This is a genomic window from Halorubrum aidingense JCM 13560 (assembly GCF_000336995.1).
Taxonomy (GTDB): Archaea; Halobacteriota; Halobacteria; order Halobacteriales; family Haloferacaceae; genus Halorubrum; species Halorubrum aidingense.
This window is the reverse complement of record NZ_AOJI01000035.1, coordinates 14,387-36,786: the sequence shown is the minus strand read 5'-3', so window position 1 is coordinate 36,786 and position 22,400 is coordinate 14,387. Positions and strand designations below refer to the sequence as shown.

24 protein-coding genes are annotated in these 22,400 nt (G+C 70.5%); 8 read left to right on the top strand and 16 right to left on the bottom strand.

The window, feature by feature from the left end:
* Positions 1 to 13: 13 nt before the first annotated feature.
* On the bottom strand, positions 14 to 595 hold the full coding sequence (locus C461_RS14725; RefSeq protein ID WP_008002610.1) for a biotin transporter BioY: 582 nt from the start codon (positions 593 to 595) through the stop codon (positions 14 to 16).
* A gap of 115 nt (positions 596 to 710) precedes the next feature.
* On the opposite strand from C461_RS14725, the gene C461_RS14720 reads away from it, so the two are divergent.
* The gene (locus tag C461_RS14720) at positions 711 to 1,370 is read left to right on the top strand and encodes a hypothetical protein (protein WP_008002607.1); all 660 of its coding nucleotides are present in this window, start codon (positions 711 to 713) and stop codon (positions 1,368 to 1,370) included.
* A 105-nt stretch (positions 1,371 to 1,475) separates the two neighbouring features.
* On the opposite strand, the gene kdgK1 is transcribed toward C461_RS14720, so the two are convergent.
* The 7 genes from kdgK1 to C461_RS14685 all read right to left on the bottom strand — a co-directional run bounded on the left by kdgK1 (position 1,476) and on the right by C461_RS14685 (position 8,325).
* On the bottom strand, positions 1,476 to 2,441 hold the full coding sequence (kdgK1, locus tag C461_RS14715; RefSeq protein ID WP_008002605.1) for a bifunctional 2-dehydro-3-deoxygluconokinase/2-dehydro-3-deoxygalactonokinase: 966 nt from the start codon (positions 2,439 to 2,441) through the stop codon (positions 1,476 to 1,478).
* A 102-nt stretch (positions 2,442 to 2,543) separates the two neighbouring features.
* Complete coding sequence (locus C461_RS14710; RefSeq protein ID WP_049906745.1) at positions 2,544 to 3,053, bottom strand: DUF7519 family protein; 510 nt, start codon at positions 3,051 to 3,053, stop codon at positions 2,544 to 2,546.
* On the bottom strand, positions 3,050 to 4,447 hold the full coding sequence (locus C461_RS14705) for a DUF58 domain-containing protein (protein ID WP_008002601.1): 1,398 nt from the start codon (positions 4,445 to 4,447) through the stop codon (positions 3,050 to 3,052). The genes C461_RS14710 and C461_RS14705 overlap by 4 nt, the downstream gene beginning before the upstream one ends.
* Positions 4,444 to 5,013 (bottom strand): DUF7269 family protein, encoded by a 570-nt coding sequence (locus C461_RS15615; RefSeq protein WP_008002600.1) that lies wholly within the window; start codon positions 5,011 to 5,013, stop codon positions 4,444 to 4,446. The genes C461_RS14705 and C461_RS15615 overlap by 4 nt, the downstream gene beginning before the upstream one ends.
* Positions 5,013 to 5,963, bottom strand: coding sequence for a DUF4129 domain-containing protein (locus tag C461_RS14695; RefSeq protein ID WP_008002598.1), 951 nt, complete (start codon positions 5,961 to 5,963; stop codon positions 5,013 to 5,015). Before C461_RS14695 ends, C461_RS15615 begins: the two co-directional genes overlap by 1 nt.
* Before the next feature lie 63 nt (positions 5,964 to 6,026).
* The gene (locus C461_RS14690) at positions 6,027 to 7,079 is read right to left on the bottom strand and encodes an MBL fold metallo-hydrolase (protein WP_008002596.1); all 1,053 of its coding nucleotides are present in this window, start codon (positions 7,077 to 7,079) and stop codon (positions 6,027 to 6,029) included.
* A 205-nt stretch (positions 7,080 to 7,284) separates the two neighbouring features.
* Complete coding sequence (locus C461_RS14685; RefSeq protein WP_008002594.1) at positions 7,285 to 8,325, bottom strand: PAS domain-containing sensor histidine kinase; 1,041 nt, start codon at positions 8,323 to 8,325, stop codon at positions 7,285 to 7,287.
* An 89-nt stretch (positions 8,326 to 8,414) separates the two neighbouring features.
* Between C461_RS14685 and C461_RS14680 the strand changes: the two genes are divergently transcribed.
* Positions 8,415 to 8,798, top strand: coding sequence for a hypothetical protein (locus tag C461_RS14680; RefSeq protein ID WP_008002591.1), 384 nt, complete (start codon positions 8,415 to 8,417; stop codon positions 8,796 to 8,798).
* Between the two features lie 12 nt (positions 8,799 to 8,810).
* On the opposite strand, the gene C461_RS14675 is transcribed toward C461_RS14680, so the two are convergent.
* The 3 genes from C461_RS14675 to C461_RS14670 form a co-directional block, all read right to left on the bottom strand.
* Positions 8,811 to 9,266, bottom strand: a complete 456-nt coding sequence (locus tag C461_RS14675; protein ID WP_008002589.1) for a pyridoxamine 5'-phosphate oxidase family protein — start codon at positions 9,264 to 9,266, stop codon at positions 8,811 to 8,813.
* A gap of 129 nt (positions 9,267 to 9,395) precedes the next feature.
* A complete protein-coding gene (locus C461_RS15920; protein WP_169316539.1) occupies positions 9,396 to 9,551 on the bottom strand; it encodes a DUF7560 family zinc ribbon protein in 156 nt (51 codons plus the stop codon).
* 64 nt (positions 9,552 to 9,615) lie between these two features.
* On the bottom strand, positions 9,616 to 10,251 hold the full coding sequence (locus C461_RS14670) for a helix-turn-helix domain-containing protein (RefSeq protein WP_008002585.1): 636 nt from the start codon (positions 10,249 to 10,251) through the stop codon (positions 9,616 to 9,618).
* Between the two features lie 182 nt (positions 10,252 to 10,433).
* On the opposite strand from C461_RS14670, the gene C461_RS14665 reads away from it, so the two are divergent.
* The 4 genes from C461_RS14665 to C461_RS14650 all read left to right on the top strand — a co-directional run bounded on the left by C461_RS14665 (position 10,434) and on the right by C461_RS14650 (position 15,362).
* Positions 10,434 to 10,826, top strand: coding sequence for a winged helix-turn-helix domain-containing protein (locus C461_RS14665; RefSeq protein ID WP_008002583.1), 393 nt, complete (start codon positions 10,434 to 10,436; stop codon positions 10,824 to 10,826).
* 270 nt (positions 10,827 to 11,096) lie between these two features.
* Entirely contained in the window at positions 11,097 to 13,211 is a 2,115-nt protein-coding gene (locus tag C461_RS14660; RefSeq protein ID WP_008002581.1) for an acetate--CoA ligase family protein, read from the top strand.
* A complete protein-coding gene (locus tag C461_RS14655; RefSeq protein WP_008002580.1) occupies positions 13,208 to 14,269 on the top strand; it encodes a phosphotransacetylase family protein in 1,062 nt (353 codons plus the stop codon). Before C461_RS14660 ends, C461_RS14655 begins: the two co-directional genes overlap by 4 nt.
* 112 nt (positions 14,270 to 14,381) lie before the next feature.
* Positions 14,382 to 15,362 carry a DUF7139 domain-containing protein gene (locus C461_RS14650; RefSeq protein WP_008002578.1) on the top strand — a complete coding sequence of 327 codons (981 nt, stop codon included), beginning with the start codon at positions 14,382 to 14,384 and terminating at the stop codon, positions 15,360 to 15,362.
* A gap of 71 nt (positions 15,363 to 15,433) precedes the next feature.
* On the opposite strand, the gene C461_RS14645 is transcribed toward C461_RS14650, so the two are convergent.
* Both C461_RS14645 and C461_RS14640 read right to left on the bottom strand, forming a co-directional pair.
* The gene (locus C461_RS14645) at positions 15,434 to 16,540 is read right to left on the bottom strand and encodes a DUF373 family protein (RefSeq protein WP_008002576.1); all 1,107 of its coding nucleotides are present in this window, start codon (positions 16,538 to 16,540) and stop codon (positions 15,434 to 15,436) included.
* Between the two features lie 77 nt (positions 16,541 to 16,617).
* Positions 16,618 to 17,349, bottom strand: a complete 732-nt coding sequence (locus C461_RS14640) for a DUF6517 family protein (RefSeq protein WP_008002574.1) — start codon at positions 17,347 to 17,349, stop codon at positions 16,618 to 16,620.
* A 133-nt stretch (positions 17,350 to 17,482) separates the two neighbouring features.
* Here C461_RS14640 and C461_RS14635 point away from each other — a divergent pair, with 133 nt between their 5' ends.
* Together C461_RS14635 and C461_RS14630 are read left to right on the top strand one after the other, a co-directional pair.
* Entirely contained in the window at positions 17,483 to 18,481 is a 999-nt protein-coding gene (locus tag C461_RS14635) for a radical SAM protein (RefSeq protein WP_008002572.1), read from the top strand.
* A gap of 244 nt (positions 18,482 to 18,725) precedes the next feature.
* Positions 18,726 to 19,019 carry a DUF7130 family rubredoxin-like protein gene (locus tag C461_RS14630; protein ID WP_008002570.1) on the top strand — a complete coding sequence of 98 codons (294 nt, stop codon included), beginning with the start codon at positions 18,726 to 18,728 and terminating at the stop codon, positions 19,017 to 19,019.
* Between the two features lie 620 nt (positions 19,020 to 19,639).
* Here C461_RS14630 and C461_RS14625 read toward each other — a convergent pair.
* The 3 genes from C461_RS14625 to C461_RS14615 all read right to left on the bottom strand — a co-directional run bounded on the left by C461_RS14625 (position 19,640) and on the right by C461_RS14615 (position 22,363).
* Positions 19,640 to 19,966: a hypothetical protein gene (locus tag C461_RS14625; protein ID WP_008002568.1), complete on the bottom strand. Its 327-nt coding sequence runs from the start codon at positions 19,964 to 19,966 to the stop codon at positions 19,640 to 19,642.
* A gap of 111 nt (positions 19,967 to 20,077) precedes the next feature.
* Positions 20,078 to 21,373, bottom strand: coding sequence for a DNA repair protein NreA (gene nreA, locus C461_RS14620; protein WP_008002566.1), 1,296 nt, complete (start codon positions 21,371 to 21,373; stop codon positions 20,078 to 20,080).
* 66 nt (positions 21,374 to 21,439) lie between these two features.
* Complete coding sequence (locus C461_RS14615) at positions 21,440 to 22,363, bottom strand: transcription initiation factor IIB (protein WP_008002564.1); 924 nt, start codon at positions 22,361 to 22,363, stop codon at positions 21,440 to 21,442.
* Positions 22,364 to 22,400: the final 37 nt, after the last annotated feature.

Genomic DNA, 22,400 nt, shown 5'->3' with positions numbered 1-22,400 from the left:
TCACGCGACCACCTCAGTTCGCCGCGATGGCGTCCGACCGGACGATCCCGACCGCGGCGGCGATCTTCAGCGCCTCGGCGGGGAGGAACGCGGCGGCGCCCACGGTCACGGCCTCGACGGGCCCGAGCGACAGCACGAGCGCGAGGCCGGCGACGCCGAACGCGTAGATGACGACGGTGCCGAGGACCATCGCGCCCACGAGCGTCGGGACCCCGACCGCGTCGAGGTCGCGGGGCGTCGCGCTCCGGTGGACGACCGCGCCGACGACGGCCGCGGCGAGCGGGTACGACCAGAGGTAGCCCGCCGACTGGCCGACGAGCTGGCCGACACCGGCGGAGCCGCCCTGGAACACCGGTGCGCCGAGCGCGCCCGCCGCGAGGTAGAGAACGATCGACGCCGCGCCCCACACCGGACCGAGGAAGATTCCGGCGAGGAACACGCCGAGCACCTGCAGCGTCACCGACACCGGAGAGACCGGGTTCGGGAACGTCACGTACGCGAACGCGCCGACGAGTGCGGCGAACAGCGCCGCGCGGGCGAGGTTCCTCGCGGCCTCGTCGCCGACGAGATCGACCGACTCCGTGCTGGTTGCCATACCCACGACAGGCCCGTAAACCGACTTGAAGATACTGGTTGACGAAGGGAGCGGACGGAGCGAGACCGGGGCGCGGCGCGACAGTTTTGTACCGCGAGCGCGTATTGAGTCGTCCATGGACGAGAAAACCTCGGAACTCCGCGACATCTTCGTCGAGACCACGGGGTCCGACACCGTCACCGAGCGGCAGGCGGAGTCCCGCGGGACGCTCACCGACCGCGACGAGGCGGCGGTCGACGAGCGGCTTCGGGAGCTGGTCGCGGCGATGCGCGAGCGCGGCGCGTTCTCGACCGACCTCGACGACGCGACGTACGTCCGAATCGCTCGCGGGCGGTTCGAACTGGACGACGACGCGGCGATCGCCGAATCGATCGTCGCAGATGAAGACAGGGCGTCAGGCGGAGACGGAACGCCGGACGATATCGACGCCGCGACCGTCCGCGACGCCCGCTTCGACCTCCACCTCGTGCGCGAGGCCGACCGCGAGGTCCCCGCCGACGCCGGCTTCGCGTACGCGGCCCTCAAGCGGTTGACCGCGGAGGGGCGTTCGATCGTGGAGTGCGCGGAGGCGCTCGACGCCGACATCGACACGGTCGCGAAGTACGCCCGCGTCGCGCGCGTCGATCTCACGTCGACGCGGGCGAACGACCGGTTCCGCGACGAGTTCCGCGACCTCCTCACCGACGCGGACATCGAGGGCTCGCACGCGGCGGACGCCAGAGAGGACGGACTCAAAGACGCGACTGAGGACCTCGAAACGGACGTCTTCCTATAAACACGACCGGCGGCGACGCGCTCGGACAGGATCTATTTATAAGCACGTCTAGAGCGCAGAGCGGCCCTTATAAACACGATCCGCGCCGGTAGCGGTCGGTGCCAGTTAGCGGTCGATGCCGGCCGCGCCGTCGACGACGCCATCAACGTCCGCGGGGGTAATGACGGCCACGTCGCCGGCGATGGTGCGTTTCAGGGCGGCGGCCGCGGCGGCCCACTCCAGCGCGGCGGCCACGTCGCCGCCGTCGATCCGCTTCGCGAGGTAGCCCGCGACGAACGCGTCGCCGGTGCCGATCGCGTCGAACGTGTCGGCGTCGAAGACCTCCTGCTCGGTGAGCGTGCCGTTCCGCAGCGCCACCGCGCCCTCCGACCCGCGCGTGACGACCACGGTCTCGAAGCCGAACTCGGCGGCCAGCCCGTTGGCGATCGCCACGGCGTCGCCCTCCCGGCCGAGCACCTCGCGGGCGTCCCGCCGCGGGACGAACAGGGTGTCGACGTGCTCGAACAGCGCCTCGTAGGCGTCGCGGGCCGTCTCCGGGTCCCAGAGCTTCGCCCGGTAGTTCAGATCGAACGACCGGGTGACGCCCGCCTCGCCGGCGGCCCGGAGGAGCGCGGTCGTCGTCTCGGCCGCCCGCTCGGAGAGCGCCGGGGTGATCCCCGTCGTGTGGAAGCGCGAGGCGGACTCCAGCGCCGACGTGGGCAGTTCGTCCGGCTCGACGGTCGTGATCGCCGCGTCGGCGCGGTCGTAGACGACGGTCGTCCCGCGCGGCTCGCCGCCGTGTTCGAGGTAGTACGTGCCGACGCGGCTCCCGTCGGGGTCCGCCCAGGCGACCCCGGTCCGGACGCCGTGGCTGCGGAGTTCGCCGACGATCCGGCGCCCGAGCGGCGACTCCGGAAGTTTCGAGAGCCAGACCGCGTCCGCGCCGAGCCGCGCCGCGCCGGCCGCGACGTTGCTCTCCGCGCCGCCGGCCTGCACGTCGAACGCCTCCGCGGTCTCCAGTCGGTCGCCGCGCGGCGGCGAGAGCCGGAGCATCGTCTCGCCGAACGTCACGAGGTCCGTCACGCCGACCACCCTGTCGGCGCGATCGCTGCCGTGTGCATACCCGACCGTCGATGAGGGAGTACAAAAGGGCCGGCGATCGGTCCGAGTGCGATCTCGAGGGCTACGTGAACGCTACGTGAGCGCCGACGCCAACGCCACCGCGCCGAACAGCAGCAGCGCGAGCGCCGCCACCGGCCGGTTCCCGGCGGCGGCGAGGTACACCCCGTAGACGATCCCGGCCGACAGCGCGCCAGCGAACAGGGTCGCGCCCGCGTGAACCGCCGCGTTTCGCCGGGTTCGGCCCGCTCTGCCGACCTGCTCGCCGAGCGACATCCCGTGGTCGGCGAGGTCCCACGCGAGCACGAGCGCGACTCCCGAGACGAGCAGCGGTTCGGTTGCCCCACCGAGCGCGCCCGCGAGCGCGATGCCGACGGCGCCCGTCCCCGCCGCCCGCGAGAGGGTCCGCGGCGAGCGACGGACCGCCCCCGCGACGAAGCCGGCTCCGGCTAGTCCGACGACGGCGCCCCCGATCGGGGCCGCGACGAGTGCGGCCAGCGCGGCGATCCCGGCCGCGAGGAGGCTCGAAACGACGGTCGCCGTCGGCGGCCGGGGGTCTCGCTCGGCGACGGGGCGGGCGCTCATCGGGACCACCTGCCCGTCGCCCTCGCGACGGCGACCGCGAACGACTCGGCGCCGCCCCGTCCCTCCCGTTCGCCGCTCTCTTGACCGCCCCGTTCGCCGCTCTCCTGACCGCCCCGTTCGCCGCCCCACTCGACCGCGCGGATCCCCGCCGAACGCAGTTCTCGGAGCCGCGCCCGGCGCTCGAACCGGACCAGTCGGTTCCCGGTCGTGGCGGTCGCCGTGGCGTCCGGCGAGAGGACGGTGACGAGGTGGCCGTGCGCGTCGATGCGGCGCGCGAGCGACGCCGCCGCGTCGTCGACGAGCGGTGTGAAAAACAGCACCTGCGCGTCGACCGGGAGCCGCCGCCGGAAGCGCCGGAACCACAGCGACCGATAGAACCGCTCGTCGCTCGGCGTCGGCGCCAGCGCGGGGTCGGTCGCCAGCGTCTCGCGACCCCGGGCCGCGTGGACGCTACCAGCGCCTGGCGGCAGCCAGCAGTCGAGCGGGCCGAGCGTCGCGATCCCCACGCGGTCGCCGCCGCCGAGCAGCGCGGTGAACGCCTGGCCGGCCGCCCCGACGCTCGCTTCGACCGCGGTCTCGGCGTCCGGCTCGGGCGCGACGTACGCCGACTCCCGGGCGTCGACGAGGAGGACGACGGTCGCGGCGCGCTCCTCGCGCAGCTCCAGCGTCGACAGCTCCCCGGTGCGCGCCCGGCGGTTCCAGTCGATCCGCGTTGCCGGGTCCCCGCGCCGGTACTCGCGGGTCGCGTGGAACTCGACGCCGGAGCCGCCGACGGCGGTCGGCACCCGCCCGTGATACGTCGTCGTCAGCCCCCGCAGCGGGAGGTCGCCGCCGGCGGCCAGTTCGGGGGTGCAGACGATCCGCGTCGGCGACGCGCTCTCGATATCGGTCGTTCGCTCCCGCGACCCGGCCGCGTCGCGAGCGACCGCCCGCAGCGGCTCCCACCGATGTTCCCCTCGGCTCGCGCGCACCGCGTACTCGAACGTCGCCGTCGCACCGGGCGCGAGCGCGGTCGCGACCCGCGCCGGTCCGTCGACGGCCTCCAACCCGGGGGGCACCCCGTCGACGAGCCTGAGGTCGGGGAGGACGGCGTCGCCGGCGTTGTGCGCCCGGACGGTGACGGTCACCTCGTCGCCCGGATCCGGGCTCGCGTCGCTCACCGTTCGGGTCACGTCCAGGGTCGCCTCGGGCGCCTCGCCGAGCCGAGCGTGGAGCGCGTAGCCGACGCCGACGGCGCCGACGAGCACGAGCGGCGGCTGGCGGGCGACGACCCCCACCCCGATCAGCGCCAGCGCGACGCCGACGACCCCGTCCCACCGACCGGTCTCGACCTCGCGACGGACCTGCCGGAGCGGCGATTCGGCGTCGCTCTCCGAGTCCACTCGCTCGCTCATCGACCCGCCTCCGTGCCCGACCCGTCCGCCTCGACGCGCCCGATCGCGTCGACGGCGGTCCGCAACCCGAATCCGTACCGCGATTCGCCCGACACGGCGACCCGGAGGCGGACGCGGAGGGGATACGGCGCGTCGTCCGCGAGGAACGCGGCGGCGGTCGGGTCGTCGGTCCACGTCCCCGACTCGACGGCGCGGGCCGCCTCGGCGGTCGAGCAGTTCCGCTCGCGGGCGACGTTCGCGATCGCGACCTCGCGGACCCGGTCGCGGAGTGCAGACCGAGACCGGTACCCGCCCCGGGACGACGACGCCACGCGAGCGATCTCCGCGTCGAGGTCGCTCCCCGGCACGGTCGCCCGAACCCGCCGCTCCGGCTCGCCGAGGTCGGTCGTGCGACGGTCGCGCGACCGGCGGGCGCTCGCGTACCGAAGTCCCTGGACGGCCCCGAACAGCCCGACGAGCGTGACGACCGCGGTCGACGGGTCGAGCGCGGCGGCCAGTCCGCGGTCGAACGCGGCGACGAAGCCGACCGCGACCGCCGCGACGCCGACCGCGACGAGGGGCCGCACTACTCCCCACCCCCGTGTCGCTCCTCGATGCGACGCAGCGCCGCGACGGCTCGCCGTTCCCGGTCCGCAGTCGCGTCCTCACCGCCGTACCTGACGCGCTCGAAGACCGCGGTGAGTTCGTCGACCGGTTCCTCGTCGACGCCGGCCGCGACCGCCGCCGACGCGAACTCGGCGGGCGTCGACGAGGCGGGGCGGTCCACGTCGAGGGCCTCGGTCATGTCGCGCCACGCGCGGTACACCTCGTTTTCGGCGTCCGGCGACCCCTCGATCCGACCCGCCGCGTCGCCGGCCGCCCGGCCGACCGCCGCGAGGTCCGGCGACCGCTCGGTCGCGTCGTCCTCGTCGGCCGCCGAACCGCCCGTCGCCGAGTCGTCGTCGCCGGCCGCCGCGAGGAGGGCGACGGCGCTCGCGAGGAGCGCGACGACCACGACGAGCGCGAAGAGGAGTTCCGGCGCCGAGACCGCGCCTTCCCCGGCCCCACCGAGCCCGGAGCCGCCCTCGCCGCTCTCGGGGAACAGCCCCGAGTCAGCGCCGCCGGCACCGAGCGAGAAGTCGACCTCGGCGTCGAGCGGGCGACACGCCGACAGGAGCCACCACACCGATCCGAGCGGGAAGCCGACCGCCGCGGCGACGGCGCCGCACGCGAACGCCGAGCCGGTGTCCCGGTACGCGAGCGCACCGAATCCGACGACGATACCGACGAAAAGCGCGAGCGCGGGTGGCTCGCGGAGGAACTCGTAGCAGACGACCGGCAGCGAGAAGGCCGCCTCGCCGCTCGGCGAGGGGGAGATTCCGGTGCCGCCCTCGCCGCCCGTGCCGGGGGCCGATCCGGCCCCGCCGAACCCGCCGCCGCCGAGGCTGACGGCCGAGTCGAGCGTCGCGGCGGCGGCACCGAGCGCGACGACGGCGAGGAGGGCGAGGAGGACCGCAGCGAGTGAGTCCCGCTTCACGTCCGTGGATACGCCGGTTCGCGGGAATAGCTTTCGGCGGTCGGTAGCCGTCGGACTCGTCGATTAATCGGACCCGTCGACCGCGTCGTCGAGCCGAGTCGTCGGGAACAGCGCGTCGACGTCCGGGTCCGGATCGACGACCCGGTAAGCGGTCCCGTCGCGCTCGACGACGCCCGCGTCGTCGAGGTGATCGAGGTGCGCGAACGCCTCGCCCGGCCCGTGGAGGATGTGGATCTCGGCGAGGTCGCCGAACAGTTCGGCGGACACCTCCCACGGCGTCGAGGGACCGTCGGCGTCGAGGACCGCGAGCACGCGGCGAGTTCGGTGTCGGTGGTGGTCGAGGATCTCCGCGGCCCGACGGCTCGGGTCGTCGATCCGCCAGCGGTGACCCGGGTGCGCGGCGTCGGCGTCGCGCTCGACGATCCGCGCGAGGCTCCGGGCGTACGCCGCCAGCGGGGCGTCGACCCGGACGTCCGCGCCGCCGACGTTCGGGGTGTACTTCGGGAGGAGCGCGTCGCCGGTGAACAGCTCCTCGGTCGGGGTCGAGCCGTCGCTCTCGGCCACCGGCTCGTGGCCGGCCACCTCGCGCGGGTCGAACGCGAACCCCGTCAGCCCGGCGGTGTGCCCCGGGAGGTGGAGGGCTTCGAGCCGCACGCCGCCGACCGTGAGTTCGTCGCCGTCGACGAGCGTCGTCACGTCGGCCGGACGGCCGCTGAGGCCCGCGCTCACCGACTCGAAGAAGGCGGTCAGACGGTCCTGATCCGCCTGCGGGATACCCCACCGGTCGAAGGTCTCCCGCTGGAGGTCGCGGTCCTCGGTCAGCGGGATCTCGTCGCCGTTCACGAGCGGCGCGTCGGCCTCGTGGACGTAGACGTCGGCACCGCTCTCGGCTTGGATCTCGCCGGCCAGTCCCGCGTGATCGGGGTGCCAGTGCGTCAGAACGATCGCGTCGACGTCGGCGAACGCGACGTCGTAGGCCGCCAGCCCGGCCTCCAGATCCGCGCGGACGTCCGGGAGCGCGACGCCGGTGTCGACCAGCGCCGTCGTCTCCCCGTCGAGCAGGTAGACGTCGTTTTCGCCCTCGAACACGGTGTTACCGAGCTGGATCCGTTTCACACGGCCCCGTCGTCGGGAACCCTTTTTACGGTTGCTACCGCGGAACTCACGGCCGGCTCGTGCGGCCGGTCCGTGCGGTCAACCCGTGCGGCCGGTCCGTGCGGTCAACCCGTACGGCCGGTCCGTGCGGTCAACCCGTGCGGCCGGTCCGTGCGGTCAACTCGTGCGGCCGGCTCAGTTCGGGATCGCTCGGTTGGACGGCCGGTCACTCGATCACGTCGACGCCGGTGAACTCGAACCGGGCGCCGCCCCCGGACGCGTCGGTGACGCGAGCCTCCCAGCCGTGCGCCTCGGCGACGCTCTCGACGATGCTCAGCCCGAATCCGGTCCCGCCGGCGGCCGTCGAGTACCCCGCCTCGAAGACGCGCTCCCGATCGGCCGCGGGGATCCCGGGCCCGTCGTCGGCGACGAAGAAACCGCGGACGAGTCCGTCCGCGTCGATGTCGCCGATCGTGACCGTCGCGCCGTCGCCGGCGTGGTCGACCGCGTTCCGCACGAGGTTCTCGACGAGCTGTTTGAGCCGGCTCCGATCGGCGCGGATCGTCCGGTCCGTCTCGACGTGCACCGTCGCGCCGTCCGTCTCGACGCCGGCCCAGCACTCTCGTACGAACTCGGCGAGATCGACCGGCTCGGCCGCTTCGAGGTCCTTGCCCGTGCGAGCCAGCGTCAGCAGGTCGGCGATGAGCGCCTCCATCCGGTCGTGAGCGCGGGCGACCTCGTCGAGGTGCGCCGAGTCGCACTCCTCGCGGGCGAGTTCGAGCCGACCCACCGCGACGTTCAGCGGGTTCCGCAGGTCGTGTGAGACGATGCTGGCGAACTCGTCGAGACGCTCGTTCTTCCGGCGGAGCGCCTCCTCGCGGTGCCGCTGGTCGCGCACGTCGCGGATGACGCCGACGCGGTCGAGCTCCTCGCCCGCCCCGTCGGTGACGCGGGCGAACCGCATCTCCACGGGGAACCGATCGCCGTCGGCCGTCAGGAACTCGTACTCGACCGCCCCCGCGTCGCGCGTCCCCTCAGCGACCTCTTTGCGGACCCGTCGGGCCTTCTCCGCCGTCTCTTCGGTCACCCAGTCGTAGATGTTCGTCCCGATCAGCTCCTCGCGGGCGACGCCTTTCATCTCGGCGTACCGTTCGTTGACGTACGCGATCGTCCCGTCGGGACGGACGGCGTAGACGGCGTCATCGAGCGACTCGACGATCGTCTCGTACCGCCGCAAGGTCCTGTCGCGGCGCGGGCCGTCCGTCATTGTCTTCTCTCAGTTCTCTCGTCCATCGAACATAAATGGGTCGTCGGAATCCGGGTGGGCTTTTGCTCGTCGACGCTCATCGGATCGATATGGAACCGGAGTACCAACCGGGCGTGTGCAACATCGGACCGACCCAACAGCGGCGGCGACTCCTTCTCGGCGTCGGCTCGCTGCTTTTGGCCGCCCTCCACGTCGCCGCCGTGATCGTCGTCGGTTGGCCGCGCTGGACGCTTCTCGCCGCGACGTTCCCGCTGTACGGGGCCGCGATGGGGTACATCCAGTACCGAGAGCGGTTCTGCGTCGGTTTCGCCGGAATGGGGATCTTCGACGTCGGTGACGGCACCAATCAGGTGCTCGACGAGGCGGCGCTGGCGGCCGACCGGAAGCGCGCGGTACGACTGAACGCCACGTCGCTCGCCGCGGGTGTCGCCGGCGCGCTGCTGATTTATGCTGTCGCACCGATCGCGTTCTGAGCCGCTCCGCGCTCACTCTTCGGCGCGATCGATAACGACGGTCCGTCCGGTGAGCCGATCGGGGGTGAACCGGTAGAGCTCGATGTCGAGGTCGGACTTTCCTTCCGCCCAGATCTCGAAGAGGGGGCGTCGGGTCTCCCCGTACTGTGCGATCGTCTCGGGCGTCAGTTCGTCGAGGTCGACGCGGTGGAGCGTCCCGACCCCGACGACGCTCGCGTACTCGTCGCCGTCCTCCTCGTACACCACGATCCGGGCCTGCGGGTCGGACGCGAGGAACTCGCGCTTCTCGCTGTCCGGCGTCGACACCAAACGGAGGTACGCCTCCCGCGACGCCGGATCGTACCCGTACGAGACGGGAATCGCGTAGGGGGTCTCGTCGCGCGCGAGCGACAACACGCCCGTCTCGTGTCGAGACAGGAGCGCGTCGACCTCCGCGTCGGTCATCTCGACCTCGCTTCTCGTCGCCATACGCAACAGTGCAGCACACGCCGGGATAAAGGATACGAGACCGACCGGTGGAGCGACCGCTGGTCGAGGAAGCGTGAGGGCAGCCGCTTCGGGGACGCGCAGACCGACGTCACGGAGGGGCCGCGACCGCTACGCCGTCTGCGGGTCCGCGATGTCGCCCTCGGTGACCGGCGCCCCGCAGACGACACAGCCCGCGTCGAGCAGCGTCGCCCGCATGGCGCCGTCCACCTCGATCGTGCGACGACACTCCGGGCAGACGAAGGTGTGTGTCCGTGGACTCGTCATGGTTACGGGTACGTGACGGACACTCATGAAGGATGGATCGGATTCCAGTAGTTTCGGAATCCGGTCAATCGAGCAGCGTCGACAGCAGCTTCCGCTGGGCGGCCGCCATGTGCTCGGAGAACGTCGACCGGTCGATGCCGAGCGACTCGGCGACCTCGCCGGCGTTGGCCCCCTTCGGATGGTCGAAGTAGCCGGCCTCGTACGCGGTCGTGAGCACCTCGCGCTGGCGCTCGGTCAGTTCGCTGCGGTCGACCGTGACGAGGTCGGACTCCTCCGGCGTCGACGAGGACTGCAACAGCCGCAACACCTGCATGTCCGGACACGACTCGCGGAAGGCGTCGAGCACGGAGCGCAGCGTCGGGAGGTCCGTCGCGTGGAACGTGACGAGCAGCCGCCCGTCTCGGATCGTCGTCTCGGAGACCGGCACGCCGTGCCGGTCGAGCACGGCGAACGGCGAGTCCTCACAACACGGCACCTCGAACCGGTAGGCGGCCTTCCCGCCGTAGTCGAAGACGACCTCGACGCCGTCGGGAACCGGCAGATCCGCGTCGCCGATGAACTCGAGGACGACCGCGTCCGCATCGCCGTCGGGGGTGCTCCGAGCGACGCTGTAGATCGAGGTCGACCCGTCGACGACGCCGTCGAACGGCGACGGCGCCGACGTCGGCAGCGAAACCTCCGCTCTGATGCCGGATCCCATCCTCATCCAACGGTACCCGCCACCGCCCAAAACGTTGACGGGAGCGACCGCGGCCGCGGCGGGACGGTTCGGACGGGTCGACCGATCGCGGCTCCGCCGATCCGGTCTCCCCGGCGGCACTTATAAAACACCCCACATATGTAGGGACGGTGTTGGGGTAGGCGGAGCCGGTACGATCATCCATGAAGCGAAACGCGGTACGCACGAACGGACCGACGACGGTGACGGAGGGCGACGAGACGCTCGACGCAACGTTCGAAGCGCTCGCGGACCCGGACTGCCGGGCGATACTCAGCGCCGCGGAGACGGCGATGACGACGGGCGAGCTGGCCGACGCGTGCGATCTGGCGCTGTCGACGGCCTACCGCAAGGTCGAACGGCTGAGCGAGACCCCGCTGTTGAACGAGGGCGTTCGGTTCGATCCGAACGGGGACCACGCCGCGGAGTACACGCGCGGCGCCACCGACGCCACCGTCGAGCTCGCGGACGGCGGCGTCACGCTGACCGTTGCGGACGAGACGCCGACGGAATCGCCGGGGATCGCCCTCGAGGCGACCGGCGTGTCGGCCGACTGATCGCCGGAGCGGATCGTCGGCGCCTCTGTGAATACGGCCGTCGAGAGCGCGTGAGAGCGAGGTGCGAGAGACGAGACCGGCGTACCGGAGGAACGAGAGCAGGGCCAACGCTGCCGGGGACAGAACTGCGTGGACCAGACGTGAACAACCCGTTGAGATGTGTGTATGTCTATCTCACATGCCGAGATCAGATCGGTCGTTCATTATTGACTCAGCTACTGAAAACGCTCCCACCGATCTTAAACCGGTGGTTTGCGTAGATACTCGTTGATGGGTACGCTCAATGAGCTGTTCGACCCGGATCGGGTCGCCGTCGTCGGCGCCACGGCCCGCGAGGGGGCCGTCGGTCGCGCCGTCACGTCGAACTTACTCGACGACTTCGACGGTGACACCGTTCCCGTCAACCCGAACTACGACGAGGTGCTCGGGACGCCCTGCGTCGACGAGGTGGCCGACGCGAACGCCGACGTCGCCGTCGTCGTCGTGCCGCCCTCGATCGTCTTAGACGCGATCGAAGCGTGCGGGGCGGCCGGCGTCCGCAACGTCGTCGTGATCACCGCCGGATTCGGCGAGACGGGAGAGGACGGGGCGGCGAGGGAGCGGCGCCTCGCAGAGATAGCCGACGAGTACGATCTCAACCTCGTCGGCCCCAACAGCCTGGGGATCATGTCGACGCCCTCGGGCATGAACGCGACGTTCGGCCCCGAGAACGCGCTCCCGGGCGGGCTCTCGTTTATGAGCCAGTCCGGCGCGTTCGTCACCGCGGTCCTCGACTGGGCCAACGACAACGGGATCGGCTTCAAAGACGTCGTCTCGCTCGGCAACAAGGCGGTCTTAGACGAGACCGACTTCGTCGACCACTGGGGAGACGACGACGAGACGGACGTGATCATCGGCTACCTCGAAGGGATCGAGGACGGCCGGGAGTTCATCGACACCGCCCGCGAGACCTCTCAGGACACCCCGATCGTCGCCGTGAAGTCGGGGCGGACGAGCGCGGGCGCGCAGGCCGCTTCCTCGCACACCGGCACGCTCGCCGGCTCGGATAAGGCGTACGAGGCCGGCCTCGACCAGGCCGGCGTCATCCGCGCGGAGTCGGTCGACGAGCTGTTCGACGCCGCCGGCATCCTCGGCAGCCAGCCGCTGCCCGACACCGACAGCGTCGCGATCGTCACCAACGCCGGCGGCCCCGGCGTGATGGCGACCGACGCGGTGGGCGACGCCGACCTCGACATGGCGTCGTTCACGAGCGAGACGAGCGACGCGCTGCGGGACTCGATGCCGGAGGAGGCGAACATCCACAACCCGGTCGACGTCATCGGCGACGCCGACGTCGAGCGGTTCCGAGAGGCCCTGGAGATCACCGTCGCCGACGACAACGTCGGGGCCGCACTCGTATTGGCCGCGCCGACGGCGACGATCGACTTCGACGACCTCGCGGACGCGATCGAGGCGGTGAGCGAGGAGATGGACGCGCCCGTCGCCGCCTGTCTGATGGGCGGCGACCGGACGCGCGAGCCGAAACAGCAGTTGCAGGCGAGGGGGATCCCCTGTTACTTCGATCCCGCCCGCGGGATCGAGAGCCTCGCGACGCTCGCGCAGTACCGAGACATCAAACAGCGCGAGTACGACGCGCCGATGTCGTTCGACGTCGACCGCGAGCGCGCCCGCGAGATCCTCGGAACGGTCCGCGACCGCGACGACAACCGGCTCGGCGTCGAGGCGATGGAACTGCTCGACGCGTACGGCATTCCGACGCCCGCGGGAGAGATCGTCGACTCCCCCGAGCGCGCCGCCGCGGTCGCCGCCGACATCGACGGCGACGTGGTGATGAAGATCGTCTCTCCGGACATCCTCCACAAGTCCGACATCGGCGGCGTCGCCGTCGGCGTCACGGACGACGACGTGGCGGACACCTACGAGGACCTGATCACCCGAGCGCGGAACTACCAGCCCGACGCGACGGTGCTCGGCGTGCAGGTCCAGGAGATGGTCGATCTCGATAACGGCGTCGAGACGATCGTCGGTATGAACCGGGACCCCCAGTTCGGTCCGCTGCTGATGTTCGGCCTCGGCGGGATCTTCGTGGAGGTGATGGAGGACACCACCTTCCGCGTCGCGCCCGTCTCGGAGTCGGAAGCGCGGACGATGACCGAGGAGATCCAGTCGGCGCCCCTGCTGCGCGGCGCCCGCGGTCGCGACCCGGTCGACGTCGACGCCGTCGTCGAGACGATCGGTCGGCTCTCCCAACTCGTGACGGACTTCCCGGCCATCCTGGAGCTCGACATCAATCCGCTCGTCGCACTGCCCGACGACGACGGGGGCACGAACGCCGCCGCCGTCGACGTGAGACTTACGGTTGACCCCGAGGAACTCGAAGCATGACAGAACCCACCACGACACTCGTCACCGCGACCGGAGAACACACCGGCAAAACAGCGATCACCGTCGCGCTCGCGCGACTGGCCGCCGACCGCGGCCGCAGCGTCGGCTACATGAAACCGAAGGGGACGCGCCTGCAGTCGAACGTCGGCAAGACGCTCGATCAGGACCCCATGCTGGCCCGCGAGGTGCTCGGGCTCGACGCCGAGATGCACCAGATGGAGCCCGTCGTCTACTCGCCGACGTTCGTCGAGGGCGCGATCCGCGGCACCGAGGACGCCGGCGCCCTGCGCGACCGGATCCGCGAGGAGTTCGCCGAACTGGCCGCCGACCGCGACCAGATGTTCGTCGAGGGCGGGGGCCGCTGGACCACCGGCGGCGTCGTCGACCTCACCGACGTCGACGTCGCGGAGGCGCTCGACGCGCGGGTCGTGCTCGTCGCCGAGTACGGCTCCCCGAACGACCTCGACGAGGTGCTCGCGGCGGCCGACGCCTTCGGGGACCGACTCGCGGGCGTCGTGTTCAACAAGGTGTCTGACGACGCCTTCGAGTCGCTCGATCAGGACGGGATCCCGTTCCTCGAGTCGAAGGGCATCACCGTGCTCGGCGCCATCCCGCACGAGAAGGAGCTGGCGGGCGTCACCGTCGGCGAACTCGCCGACGAGCTCGGCGCGGAGCTGCTCACCGACGCGCCGACGGACGCCTTCGTCGAGCGCTTCCTCGTCGGCGCGATGGGCGGCGACGAGGCGCTGCGCTACTTCCGGCGCGCCCGCGACGCCGCTGTCATCACCGGCGGCGACCGCGCGGACGTGCAGACGGCCGCGCTCGACGCCTCCGGCGTCGCGTGTCTCGTCTTGACCGGCGGGCACCGACCCTCCGGCGCCGTGCTCGGGAAGGCCGCCGACGCCGGCAAGCCCGTGCTCGCCGTGAACACCGACACCGTCACCGCCATCGACCGCGCCGAGGGAGTCGTCCGCGGCGGACGGACCCGCGACGCGCGGACCGTCGACCGGATGGCGGAGCTGCTGGAGGCGAACGTCGACATCGACGCGCTCATCTGACCCCGCGGGGACAGATCGGGCCGGTCGAGGCGACCGCCCCGCGACCGTCGTGTCAGCAATCGACGGCGAACGTCTGACATACTGTTTTCAGGGAGGACGACGTAGGCCGCGTATGACCAGTCTCTCGGAGGCGTACGGCGGTCGGGGACGCTCCGAGGTCGATCCGCGTCGCCTCTATCTCGGCGTGGGCTCGTTCGTCGCCGGCACGCTGCTGCTCGTCGGCGGGATTCTCGTGGCCGCGGAGGTGCTGCTCCCGAGCGGGTACGACTCCGGCGCGGCCCGCCGGCTCGGCGGGATCCTCGGCGGCGCAGGCGTCCCCCTGCTGTTGCTCGGCGTGATGACCGTGCTCCCGGCCGATCGCAACACCCGGGCCGCCGCGATCGTCGGGGCGGCCGTCATGGGCCTCGGCGTCGCGCTGTTCGCGCACGCGTACCCGTATCAGTGGGTGGGCGGCCCGCGCCCGGAGCTCACCGACCTCACGCTGCCGACCGCGGGGCTGTACTTCCTCGGGGCCGCGACGATGCTGTGGAGCGTGTTCGTCGGCGTCGCCAACTTCAAAACGCGAAACGACCCCGGCGGGACCGTCACCATGGAGGTGACGCACAAAGGAGAGACGAAGATCATCGAGGTCGAACGCGACCAGATCGACGGGATGGGCGGCGTCGGCCTCTTGGGCGGTACGCCCGACGGCGAGGTCGAGACGCAGACCAATCAGCCGGGAGCATCGGGGTCATCCGCCACGTCCGGCGGAAACGGGTCCGGCAGTCAGTCGTCTCCCGCGGGGACCGACGCCGCGGGCGTGAGCGACGGCGGCGAGACCGCGACGGCGATCCGATCGCCGCTCGATGGCAACGGAGCGAGCGGAGCAGGCGGAGCGGACGTGACGGGGGCCCCGAACGAGTCCGCGACACCGACCGGACCGTCGCCGGGAGCCGGAGCCGCGGCAGCGCGCGACGGCCCGGGAGACACCTACTGCGGGAACTGCGCGCAGTTCGATTACGTCCGTACCGAACAGGGGATGCAGCCGTACTGCGCTCACCACGACGAGCTGATGGAGAACATGGACGCCTGCGACGAGTGGACGCCGCGGTAGCGGGTCGGTGACCGCGAGCCGGGAGACCGTCCACCGACCGTGCCGCAGAGGAGCGTGCGGCCGCCTTCACTTCACGCCGGCTCCGCGGACGGCAACTGCGACTCCGCGACTGCGAACGCGAGCGTACTCAATACGCCGATGAGCGTCCCCGCCGCGAGCGCCAGCGCGAGGTCCGGGAGCCCGAGCGGCGTCACACCAGGGGCGGCCGGCAGGAAGAACCCGGAGACGGCGTACAGCACGACGGCGATAGAGAGCACGTAAAACGGCGCGTTGAGGTACCGCCAGCGGAATCGGCCGGCGAGGTACTCGTCGGTGATCTGCCCGAGACTCGAGGTGACGCCGGCGACCGCGAGCCACTGGACGAGCCCGTGAACGAACGCGGCGACGAGGATTCCGGTGGTCGCACCGGCGCCGGTGTCGCGGACCGCCTCGACCGTGTCGAGCCCTTGGACGCCGCCGACGACGAGCAACGCGAGCGCGACGACGTAGGTGACGAGGGTGACGCGGCCGGTGTACAGCACGTTGCGAACCGTCGCCGCCGCGCCGTCGACGGTGTCCTCTAACCCGAGTCCGCGGAACAGCGAGTAGAGCCCGACGATCCCCGAGAGGATACCGAGGACGGCCGCGCCGGCGACGTCGAAGAGGTTCGCGACGACGACGAGGGGGTAGATGAGGAGGAGGACGCCGAGCGGGACGAGGATCGTTCCGCGCGTCTCCGGGTCCGCGAGCACCTGCTTGATCGTGTAGTAGAGCGATTCGAGGTCCTGCGCCTGCCGGACGACGACGCGGCGCATCCCGTCGATCGGCATCCGAGACCGTATCACCGGGAGCACCGACTCGTCTTGGGCGCCGTCGGTGATGACGACGGCCGACACCTCCTCGCCGGTCGATAGCTCGGCGAGGACGCGGTCGACCTCCTTCCCGACGGCGCGGTTCGCCTTCACGTCGGAGCCGTCGATCCCCGTGACCGCGGCGACCTCGACGGCCTCGCCGGCCGCCGCCAACTCGTCGTGGACGTTGACGCCCTGAAACAGGACGTTCACGTCGGAGTCCTCCGGATCGGCGGTCGCGAGCGCGACCGCGGCCTCGGTGACGTCGTCCGCGCCGATGACGGGCGTGGGGATCCCCGTCTTGCGGCCGAGGTCGTCGTCGAGGTCGACACAGAGGACGAGCAGCATTACGGAGAGCTACGCGACAGGTCGGGATATGTTTTCGGCTCGCGGCGGGCCGACGTCGGGGCGGGCGCCGGCGTCACCTACTCCTCCGCGCTGTACTCGATCCCGTTGATCATCCGGCGGACGACCTCCCCGTCGCCGAAGTCCTCCGGGTACGCCGCCAGCGGGAGCACGTAGTCCTCGCCCGCCTCCACGGGGGCGCCGACGTGCAGTTCGACGTCGACGGTGAGGCCCGCGCCGGAGATTTCGGCGCTCGCGGTGTAGACGACGACGTCGACGTCGGTATCGAGCATCGAGGTGGTGTACTCGGAGCCGCGTTCGAGGTCCTCGACGTTGTCGTAGCGGTTCAAGATGAGCTCGGCGCGCTCCGCGTCGTCGAGGTCAGCGATCGGGTTGAACGCCTGCCCGAGCACCTCGACGCGCGGGGTGGCGAGCGCGGCGAACACGGCGGCCTGATACCGTTCGCCGAACAGTTCGACGGCCCGGTCGTACTCGGCGACCCGGTTCGTCACGCGAACCTCCCGTGTCGAGCCGGCGACCTCGAACTGTTGGGTGACGGTCTCGGTGAAGATCTCGTTGAGCTCGTAGCCGGTCTCGTCGAGTACCGCGTCGGCGACGGTCGCCGTCCCGGCGGTGAACTCCGCGGGCTCGTCGCCGGTGAACACGTCGATGGCGGTACAGCCGGCGAGCCCGGCGATGCCGACCGCACCGCCGACCGCGAGCGCGCGGCGACGGGTGGTCGTGTCGGCGTTGGCGTCGAGATCGGCGGCGTCGGCGGCGGACGGAGGGTCAGCGCTCGATCGTCGAGTCATACCCGCCGGTCACCGCCCGAGGGGTACATACTTTGTGCCTCTGAGACCCGCGACCGGAGCGCTGTGGCAACGTATCACCCGGGAGCGCGGAGTTCGGACGCTTTTTGAGGCCGGAGCGGGTACAGGGGTGTAGATGATCTCCAAGGGCTGTGAGCAGTGCGCCAAGGGCGGCAAGATGGTGCTGTTCGTCTACGGCTACTGCGACCAGCGGGACTGTTTCTACTGCCCCCTCGGAGAGAACCGGAAGAACGTCACCGACGTGTACGCCAACGAGCGGAAGGTCGAGTCCGACGAGGACGTGATCGCGGAGGCCAAGCGGATGAGCGCGCTCGGCACCTCGATCACCGGCGGCGAACCGCAGGAGGCGATGGCGAAGACGTGCCGGTACCTCGAACTGCTCAAAGACGAGTTCGGCGAGGACCACCACACGCACCTCTACACCGGGATCACGGGCGGGCGCGAGAATATGCGTCGGCTCTCGGAGGCCGGGCTCGACGAGATCCGCTTCCACCCGCCGGTGGAGCTGTGGGGCGACATGCACGGCACCGAGTGGGAGGAGATCCTGTACATCGCCCGCGAGGAGGGACTCACGCCCGCCTTCGAGATCCCCGGCATCCGCGCGGAGCCGGAGTTCCTGGAGTTCTTAGACGAGGGCGCCGCGGAGTTCTGTAACGTCAACGAGTTCGAGATGTCCGACGGCAACTACCGCCGGATGCAGGAGGAGGGCTTCGAACTGCAGGAGGGGCACATGTCCGCCGTCGAGGGGTCGAAAGACGAGTCGATCGTCTCGGAGATGGCGAGCCACGAGAAGGTGTACTTCTGTACGTCCGTGTTCAAAGACGCCGCCCAGCACCGGAACCGGCTCAAGCGGATGGCCCGGAACATCCGCCGCGAGTTCGACGAGGTGACCGACGACGGCACCCTCGTCTACGGGAAGGCCTTCGCCGAGCCCGAGCGCTTCGAGGCGCTCGGCGTCCCCGAGGAGTTCTACACCGTCAAATCGAACCACGTCGAGGTCGCGTGGTGGCTCTTAGAGGAGATGGTCGAAGACGGCGACCTCGACGAGGGCGAGATCGTCGAGCAGTACCCGACCGTCAACGGCACCGTCGTCGAGCGCACGCCGGTCGCCTGAGCCGATCCCCCGCGCCGCAGCCTCTTTCCCTCTCCCCGTTTCGCCGCGTTTTCGTTTCGGTACCCGCCTCGCACGCAATAGTCGTACTCCTCCTCCACGTAGTGCTACGCCCCCACATACCACACTTATGAGGGATCAGCGCGTATACTCGNCCCGCCTCGCACGCAATAGTCGTACTCCTCCTCCACGTAGTGCTACGCCCCCACATACCACACTTATGAGGGATCAGCGCGTATACTCGCCCATGGCCTCTGAAGAACCCGTATTCGCCGACGTGAGTATCGGCCAACCCGTGTACGACGAGGGTGGCGACCGGTTGGGGACGGTCCGCGGCGTCGACGACGACGGCTTCTACGTCACGGCGTCGGGGTCGGGCGCACTGTCGCTCACCGACGCACGCGACGTGTTCGGGACCGCCTACGTGATGTGGCGCTGTTGGGAGTGCGGCGAGATGGGTGAAATCGGGTCGGAACTCCCTGCGAACTGTCCGAACTGCAACGCGCCGCGCGAGGATCTGTACTACTGGGCGGAAGACTGAGAGGGAGCGTCGTGGCCGTTCGCCGACGCCAGCAGGCGTCACGCGGCCCTCTCGCGGCCTCCGCGCGTCCCCCTCGCAGCCTCGAGTGTTGTCACCGACGGGCTCGCGGCGTGATCGAGCGCGAGAGTGAGTGTTGCAGATCGGTGCCGGCGACGTGATCTACACACAGCCGAGAGCGGAGACAACGACCAGTTATAAATGAACGCGACGGTGGCATCGCCGGCTGCAAGCGAGAGCTTCGCTCTCGCCCGGGCGCGCCTCCGAGCGGCCGATAGGCCGCGAGGAGCCCGCGAGGGAGGCGGCGGGTCGGCGCGGCTCCGCCCGCGCCGGACCGTCCGCCGAGGCTGGGGAGGCGTGAGGCGCGGTGCTGTGCGGTTAGCGCGTTGGCACAGTTACGCCACCACCAACAGCTTATAAACAGACGACAGCGACACCACTCGATCGCTTATAAACGACGACTCCACAGTATCGAGTTATCCACTCCCGCTATCGGTCGCGCGTGCGATCTGCTTCTCCGGAGAGCCGGCGTGAACGCTATCCTCCGGTACCATCGTGGACGGAGCGAGGGCCGGTCACCGAACGACTGGCCCCGCCGACGGGCGACAGCACTTCCGACGGGCTCAGTCGAACGTTTCGTCGTCTCCGGCGGCGTCCGCCTCGGCGTCCACTTTCCGCCGGAGCCGTTCGACCTCGGCCTCCAGTTCGGCGATCCGTTCGGCGTTGGCAGCGGCGTCGTGCGCGTCAGTCTCGCCACCCGCGTCAACGTTGTCGTGCGCGTCAGCGCCGGCGGCGGCGCTCGCGTCGTCGCCGTCCGAGCGGAGTCTGAGGAACACCACCACCGCCACGACGGCCGCCACGGGGGCCGCAAAGAGGAGGAGGATCAGCAAGATGATCAGGAGCTCCGGACCGGCCGGAACGCCGCCGAACGCGGGGGCTGTGAGGACCATGGACTCACCACTCGACCGGACGGGAAAAGCGATCGGGCGGGCCTCAGGCAGTCGAGACGGCGGACAGTCGAGCGCTCAGACGGCCGAGCGAGCGAACGAGCGCCCCCCGCCTCACTCCGCGCCGACGAAATCACCGAGGTTCGCCTGCAGCCCGGCCGCCATCGTGGACTTCCGGCGGAGGCGGCCGAGCGAGATCGGGAGGTGCTCGGCGACGCCGCGAACCGCCTCGCCGAACGTCTCGGCCGTGCCGTGCTCGCCGGCGAAGGCGTTCCGGACCGCCTCGCGAACCTGCCAGACGCCGACCGGTCCCCAGTAGTCGTCGGAGACGTGCCGGCAGACGAGCGCCTTTGCCTGTCTTCCGCGCTCGTCGAGATGCTCTAAGACCCCGAGTCGGGCGGCGTAGTAGGCCCCGGCGGTCTCCTCGACGTAGCCGGTGCGGCCCTCACGGCCCTCGCTCGCGGCCGCGAGGTAGACCCCGGCCTCGGGGTCCGGGTTCCAGATCGAACCGGGCGACTTCATCTCGACGAGTTCGTACTCCCAGCGACCGGGGACGAGGATGACCCAGAAGGCGTTGCCGAGGTACTCGTTCCGGTGGACCTCGATCCGGTCTACCGTCGGGTTGTCGCGGATCGAACCGCGGAGGAACCGCCCGACCGTGTCGTCGACGGCGGTGATCGACCAGCGCGTCGGGACGAGCCGACGGTTCGCCCCCCGCCCGAGCGCCCCCGCGGAGAGGATCGTGTTGATCTCGTAGACGTCGAAGCCGCGCCGGTAGAGGTACGTCATCGCCCCCTCCGCGCGCCAGTCGTCGTCCTCCAGCGTCTTTTTCACCGGACGAGGAACGTGCGGGTTCTCGCCGAGAGCGGCGGTGCGGGCGGCCGCCCGCGGTCCGGTCGGCGTCTTGATGTCCTGCGTGCCGATATCGAAGTCGAGGTCGGGAGTGCCGTCGAGACCGATCTCGACGTCGACCGGGCGGTCCGCGATCGCGACCTCGCGCTGGACGCCGAGCCAGCCGTCCCACGCGTCGTGGACGCCGCCGGTCTCGTCGACGCCGGCGTCCTCGACGGCGACTCCGCGCGTCGAGTTGAGCAGGCTCGTCCGCCGGTCGAACACGTCCGCGATGGAGACGCCCTCGTCGTACCACGCCGCGGAGGTCCGGAACCGCTCCGCCGCGCTCTCGCGGCCGACCGGCGAGAGCAGCCCGGTCGAGACGGTCGGGTAGTTGGAGCGACCGACGAAGATGGAGGGCGAGACGCTCCCGACCACGGCGTCGTCGGAGACGTGCTCCTCGAAGCGCCGCTCGAAGGAGTCGAGGTGGTCGAGGATACCGTAGTCCTTCTCGGCGGCGAGTCGCCGGCGCTCGGCGCGCTCGTTCGCCTCGAACTCGATGAACTCGTCGAGTCGCATTCGGTCGATCGTTGACGGCGCGGCGGCTTGAACGTTGCTGGCGGCGGAAACCGAACCGGCCGGCGGTTAACTGTGGATCCCCATCGCTTCGATCTGCTCTTGGTACCGGTTGCGGATGGTGACCTCGGTGACCTGCGCGACGTCGGCGACCTCGCGCTGCGTCTTCTTCTCGTTACACAGAAGCGAGGCGGCGTAAATGGCAGCCGCGGCGAACCCGGTCGGAGACTTTCCGGAGAGCAGCCCCTGCTCGGCGGTCGTCTCGATGATCTCGTTGGCCTTCGACTGGACCTCCTCGCTCAAGTCGAGTTCGGAAGAGAACCGGGGGACGTACTTTTTCGGGTCGACCGGGCGCATCTCCAGGCCGAGCTCCTGAGAGATGTAGCGATACGTCCGACCGATCTCCTTGCGCTCGACCCGCGAGACGTCGGAGATTTCCTCGAGGGATCGCGGGATCCCCTCCTTGCGACAGGCGGCGTAGAGGGCGGCGGTGGAGACGCCCTCGATGGAGCGCCCGCGGATGAGGTCCTCGTTGAGCGCGCGTCGATAGATGACNAGCGCGCTGGCCATGCGGTCGATCTCGGAGAGCGCGAACTGGAGGTTGCGCTCGCCCGCGTCCTTCGTGCGGATGCGCTCTTGCCACTTGCGCAGCCGATGCATCTGCGACCGCTTCTTCGCGGAGATAGAGCGGCCGTACGCGTCCTTGTCCTTCCAATCGATCGTCGTCGTCAACCCCTTGTCGTGCATCGTCTTCGTCGTCGGCGCGCCGACGCGCGACTTCGACTGCCGCTCGGAGTGGTTGAACGCCCGCCACTCCGGGCCGGGGTCGATCTGCTCTTCTTCGACGATGAGCCCGGTTTCCTCGTGTATCAGTTCTCCGTCGGCCGTCCGGGTGAGCTCTTCCGGGTCGAAATCTTCGGGGTCCAACTCGTCGGCGTCGACGTCGACTCCCTCGGCGTCGGTGTCGGTTTTCTCGGCGTCCTCGTCGCGCATGCGCTGCCGGTCGTGATCCCGTTGCCGGGTTGGCCGT

Coding starts and splice junctions, on each gene's coding strand:
- C461_RS14725 (WP_008002610.1), bottom strand. CDS start 595: ATGGCAACCAGCACGGAGTCGGTCGATCTCGTCGGCGACGAGGCCGCG.
- C461_RS14720 (WP_008002607.1), top strand. CDS start 711: ATGGACGAGAAAACCTCGGAACTCCGCGACATCTTCGTCGAGACCACG.
- C461_RS14710 (WP_049906745.1), bottom strand. CDS start 3,053: ATGAGCGCCCGCCCCGTCGCCGAGCGAGACCCCCGGCCGCCGACGGCG.
- C461_RS14705 (WP_008002601.1), bottom strand. CDS start 4,447: ATGAGCGAGCGAGTGGACTCGGAGAGCGACGCCGAATCGCCGCTCCGG.
- C461_RS14685 (WP_008002594.1), bottom strand. CDS start 8,325: ATGACGGACGGCCCGCGCCGCGACAGGACCTTGCGGCGGTACGAGACG.
- C461_RS14680 (WP_008002591.1), top strand. CDS start 8,415: ATGGAACCGGAGTACCAACCGGGCGTGTGCAACATCGGACCGACCCAA.
- C461_RS14675 (WP_008002589.1), bottom strand. CDS start 9,266: ATGGCGACGAGAAGCGAGGTCGAGATGACCGACGCGGAGGTCGACGCG.
- C461_RS15920 (WP_169316539.1), bottom strand. CDS start 9,551: ATGACGAGTCCACGGACACACACCTTCGTCTGCCCGGAGTGTCGTCGC.
- C461_RS14670 (WP_008002585.1), bottom strand. CDS start 10,251: ATGGGATCCGGCATCAGAGCGGAGGTTTCGCTGCCGACGTCGGCGCCG.
- C461_RS14665 (WP_008002583.1), top strand. CDS start 10,434: ATGAAGCGAAACGCGGTACGCACGAACGGACCGACGACGGTGACGGAG.
- C461_RS14660 (WP_008002581.1), top strand. CDS start 11,097: ATGGGTACGCTCAATGAGCTGTTCGACCCGGATCGGGTCGCCGTCGTC.
- C461_RS14655 (WP_008002580.1), top strand. CDS start 13,208: ATGACAGAACCCACCACGACACTCGTCACCGCGACCGGAGAACACACC.
- C461_RS14650 (WP_008002578.1), top strand. CDS start 14,382: ATGACCAGTCTCTCGGAGGCGTACGGCGGTCGGGGACGCTCCGAGGTC.
- C461_RS14645 (WP_008002576.1), bottom strand. CDS start 16,540: ATGCTGCTCGTCCTCTGTGTCGACCTCGACGACGACCTCGGCCGCAAG.
- C461_RS14640 (WP_008002574.1), bottom strand. CDS start 17,349: ATGACTCGACGATCGAGCGCTGACCCTCCGTCCGCCGCCGACGCCGCC.
- C461_RS14635 (WP_008002572.1), top strand. CDS start 17,483: ATGATCTCCAAGGGCTGTGAGCAGTGCGCCAAGGGCGGCAAGATGGTG.
- C461_RS14630 (WP_008002570.1), top strand. CDS start 18,726: ATGGCCTCTGAAGAACCCGTATTCGCCGACGTGAGTATCGGCCAACCC.
- C461_RS14625 (WP_008002568.1), bottom strand. CDS start 19,966: ATGGTCCTCACAGCCCCCGCGTTCGGCGGCGTTCCGGCCGGTCCGGAG.
- nreA (WP_008002566.1), bottom strand. CDS start 21,373: ATGCGACTCGACGAGTTCATCGAGTTCGAGGCGAACGAGCGCGCCGAG.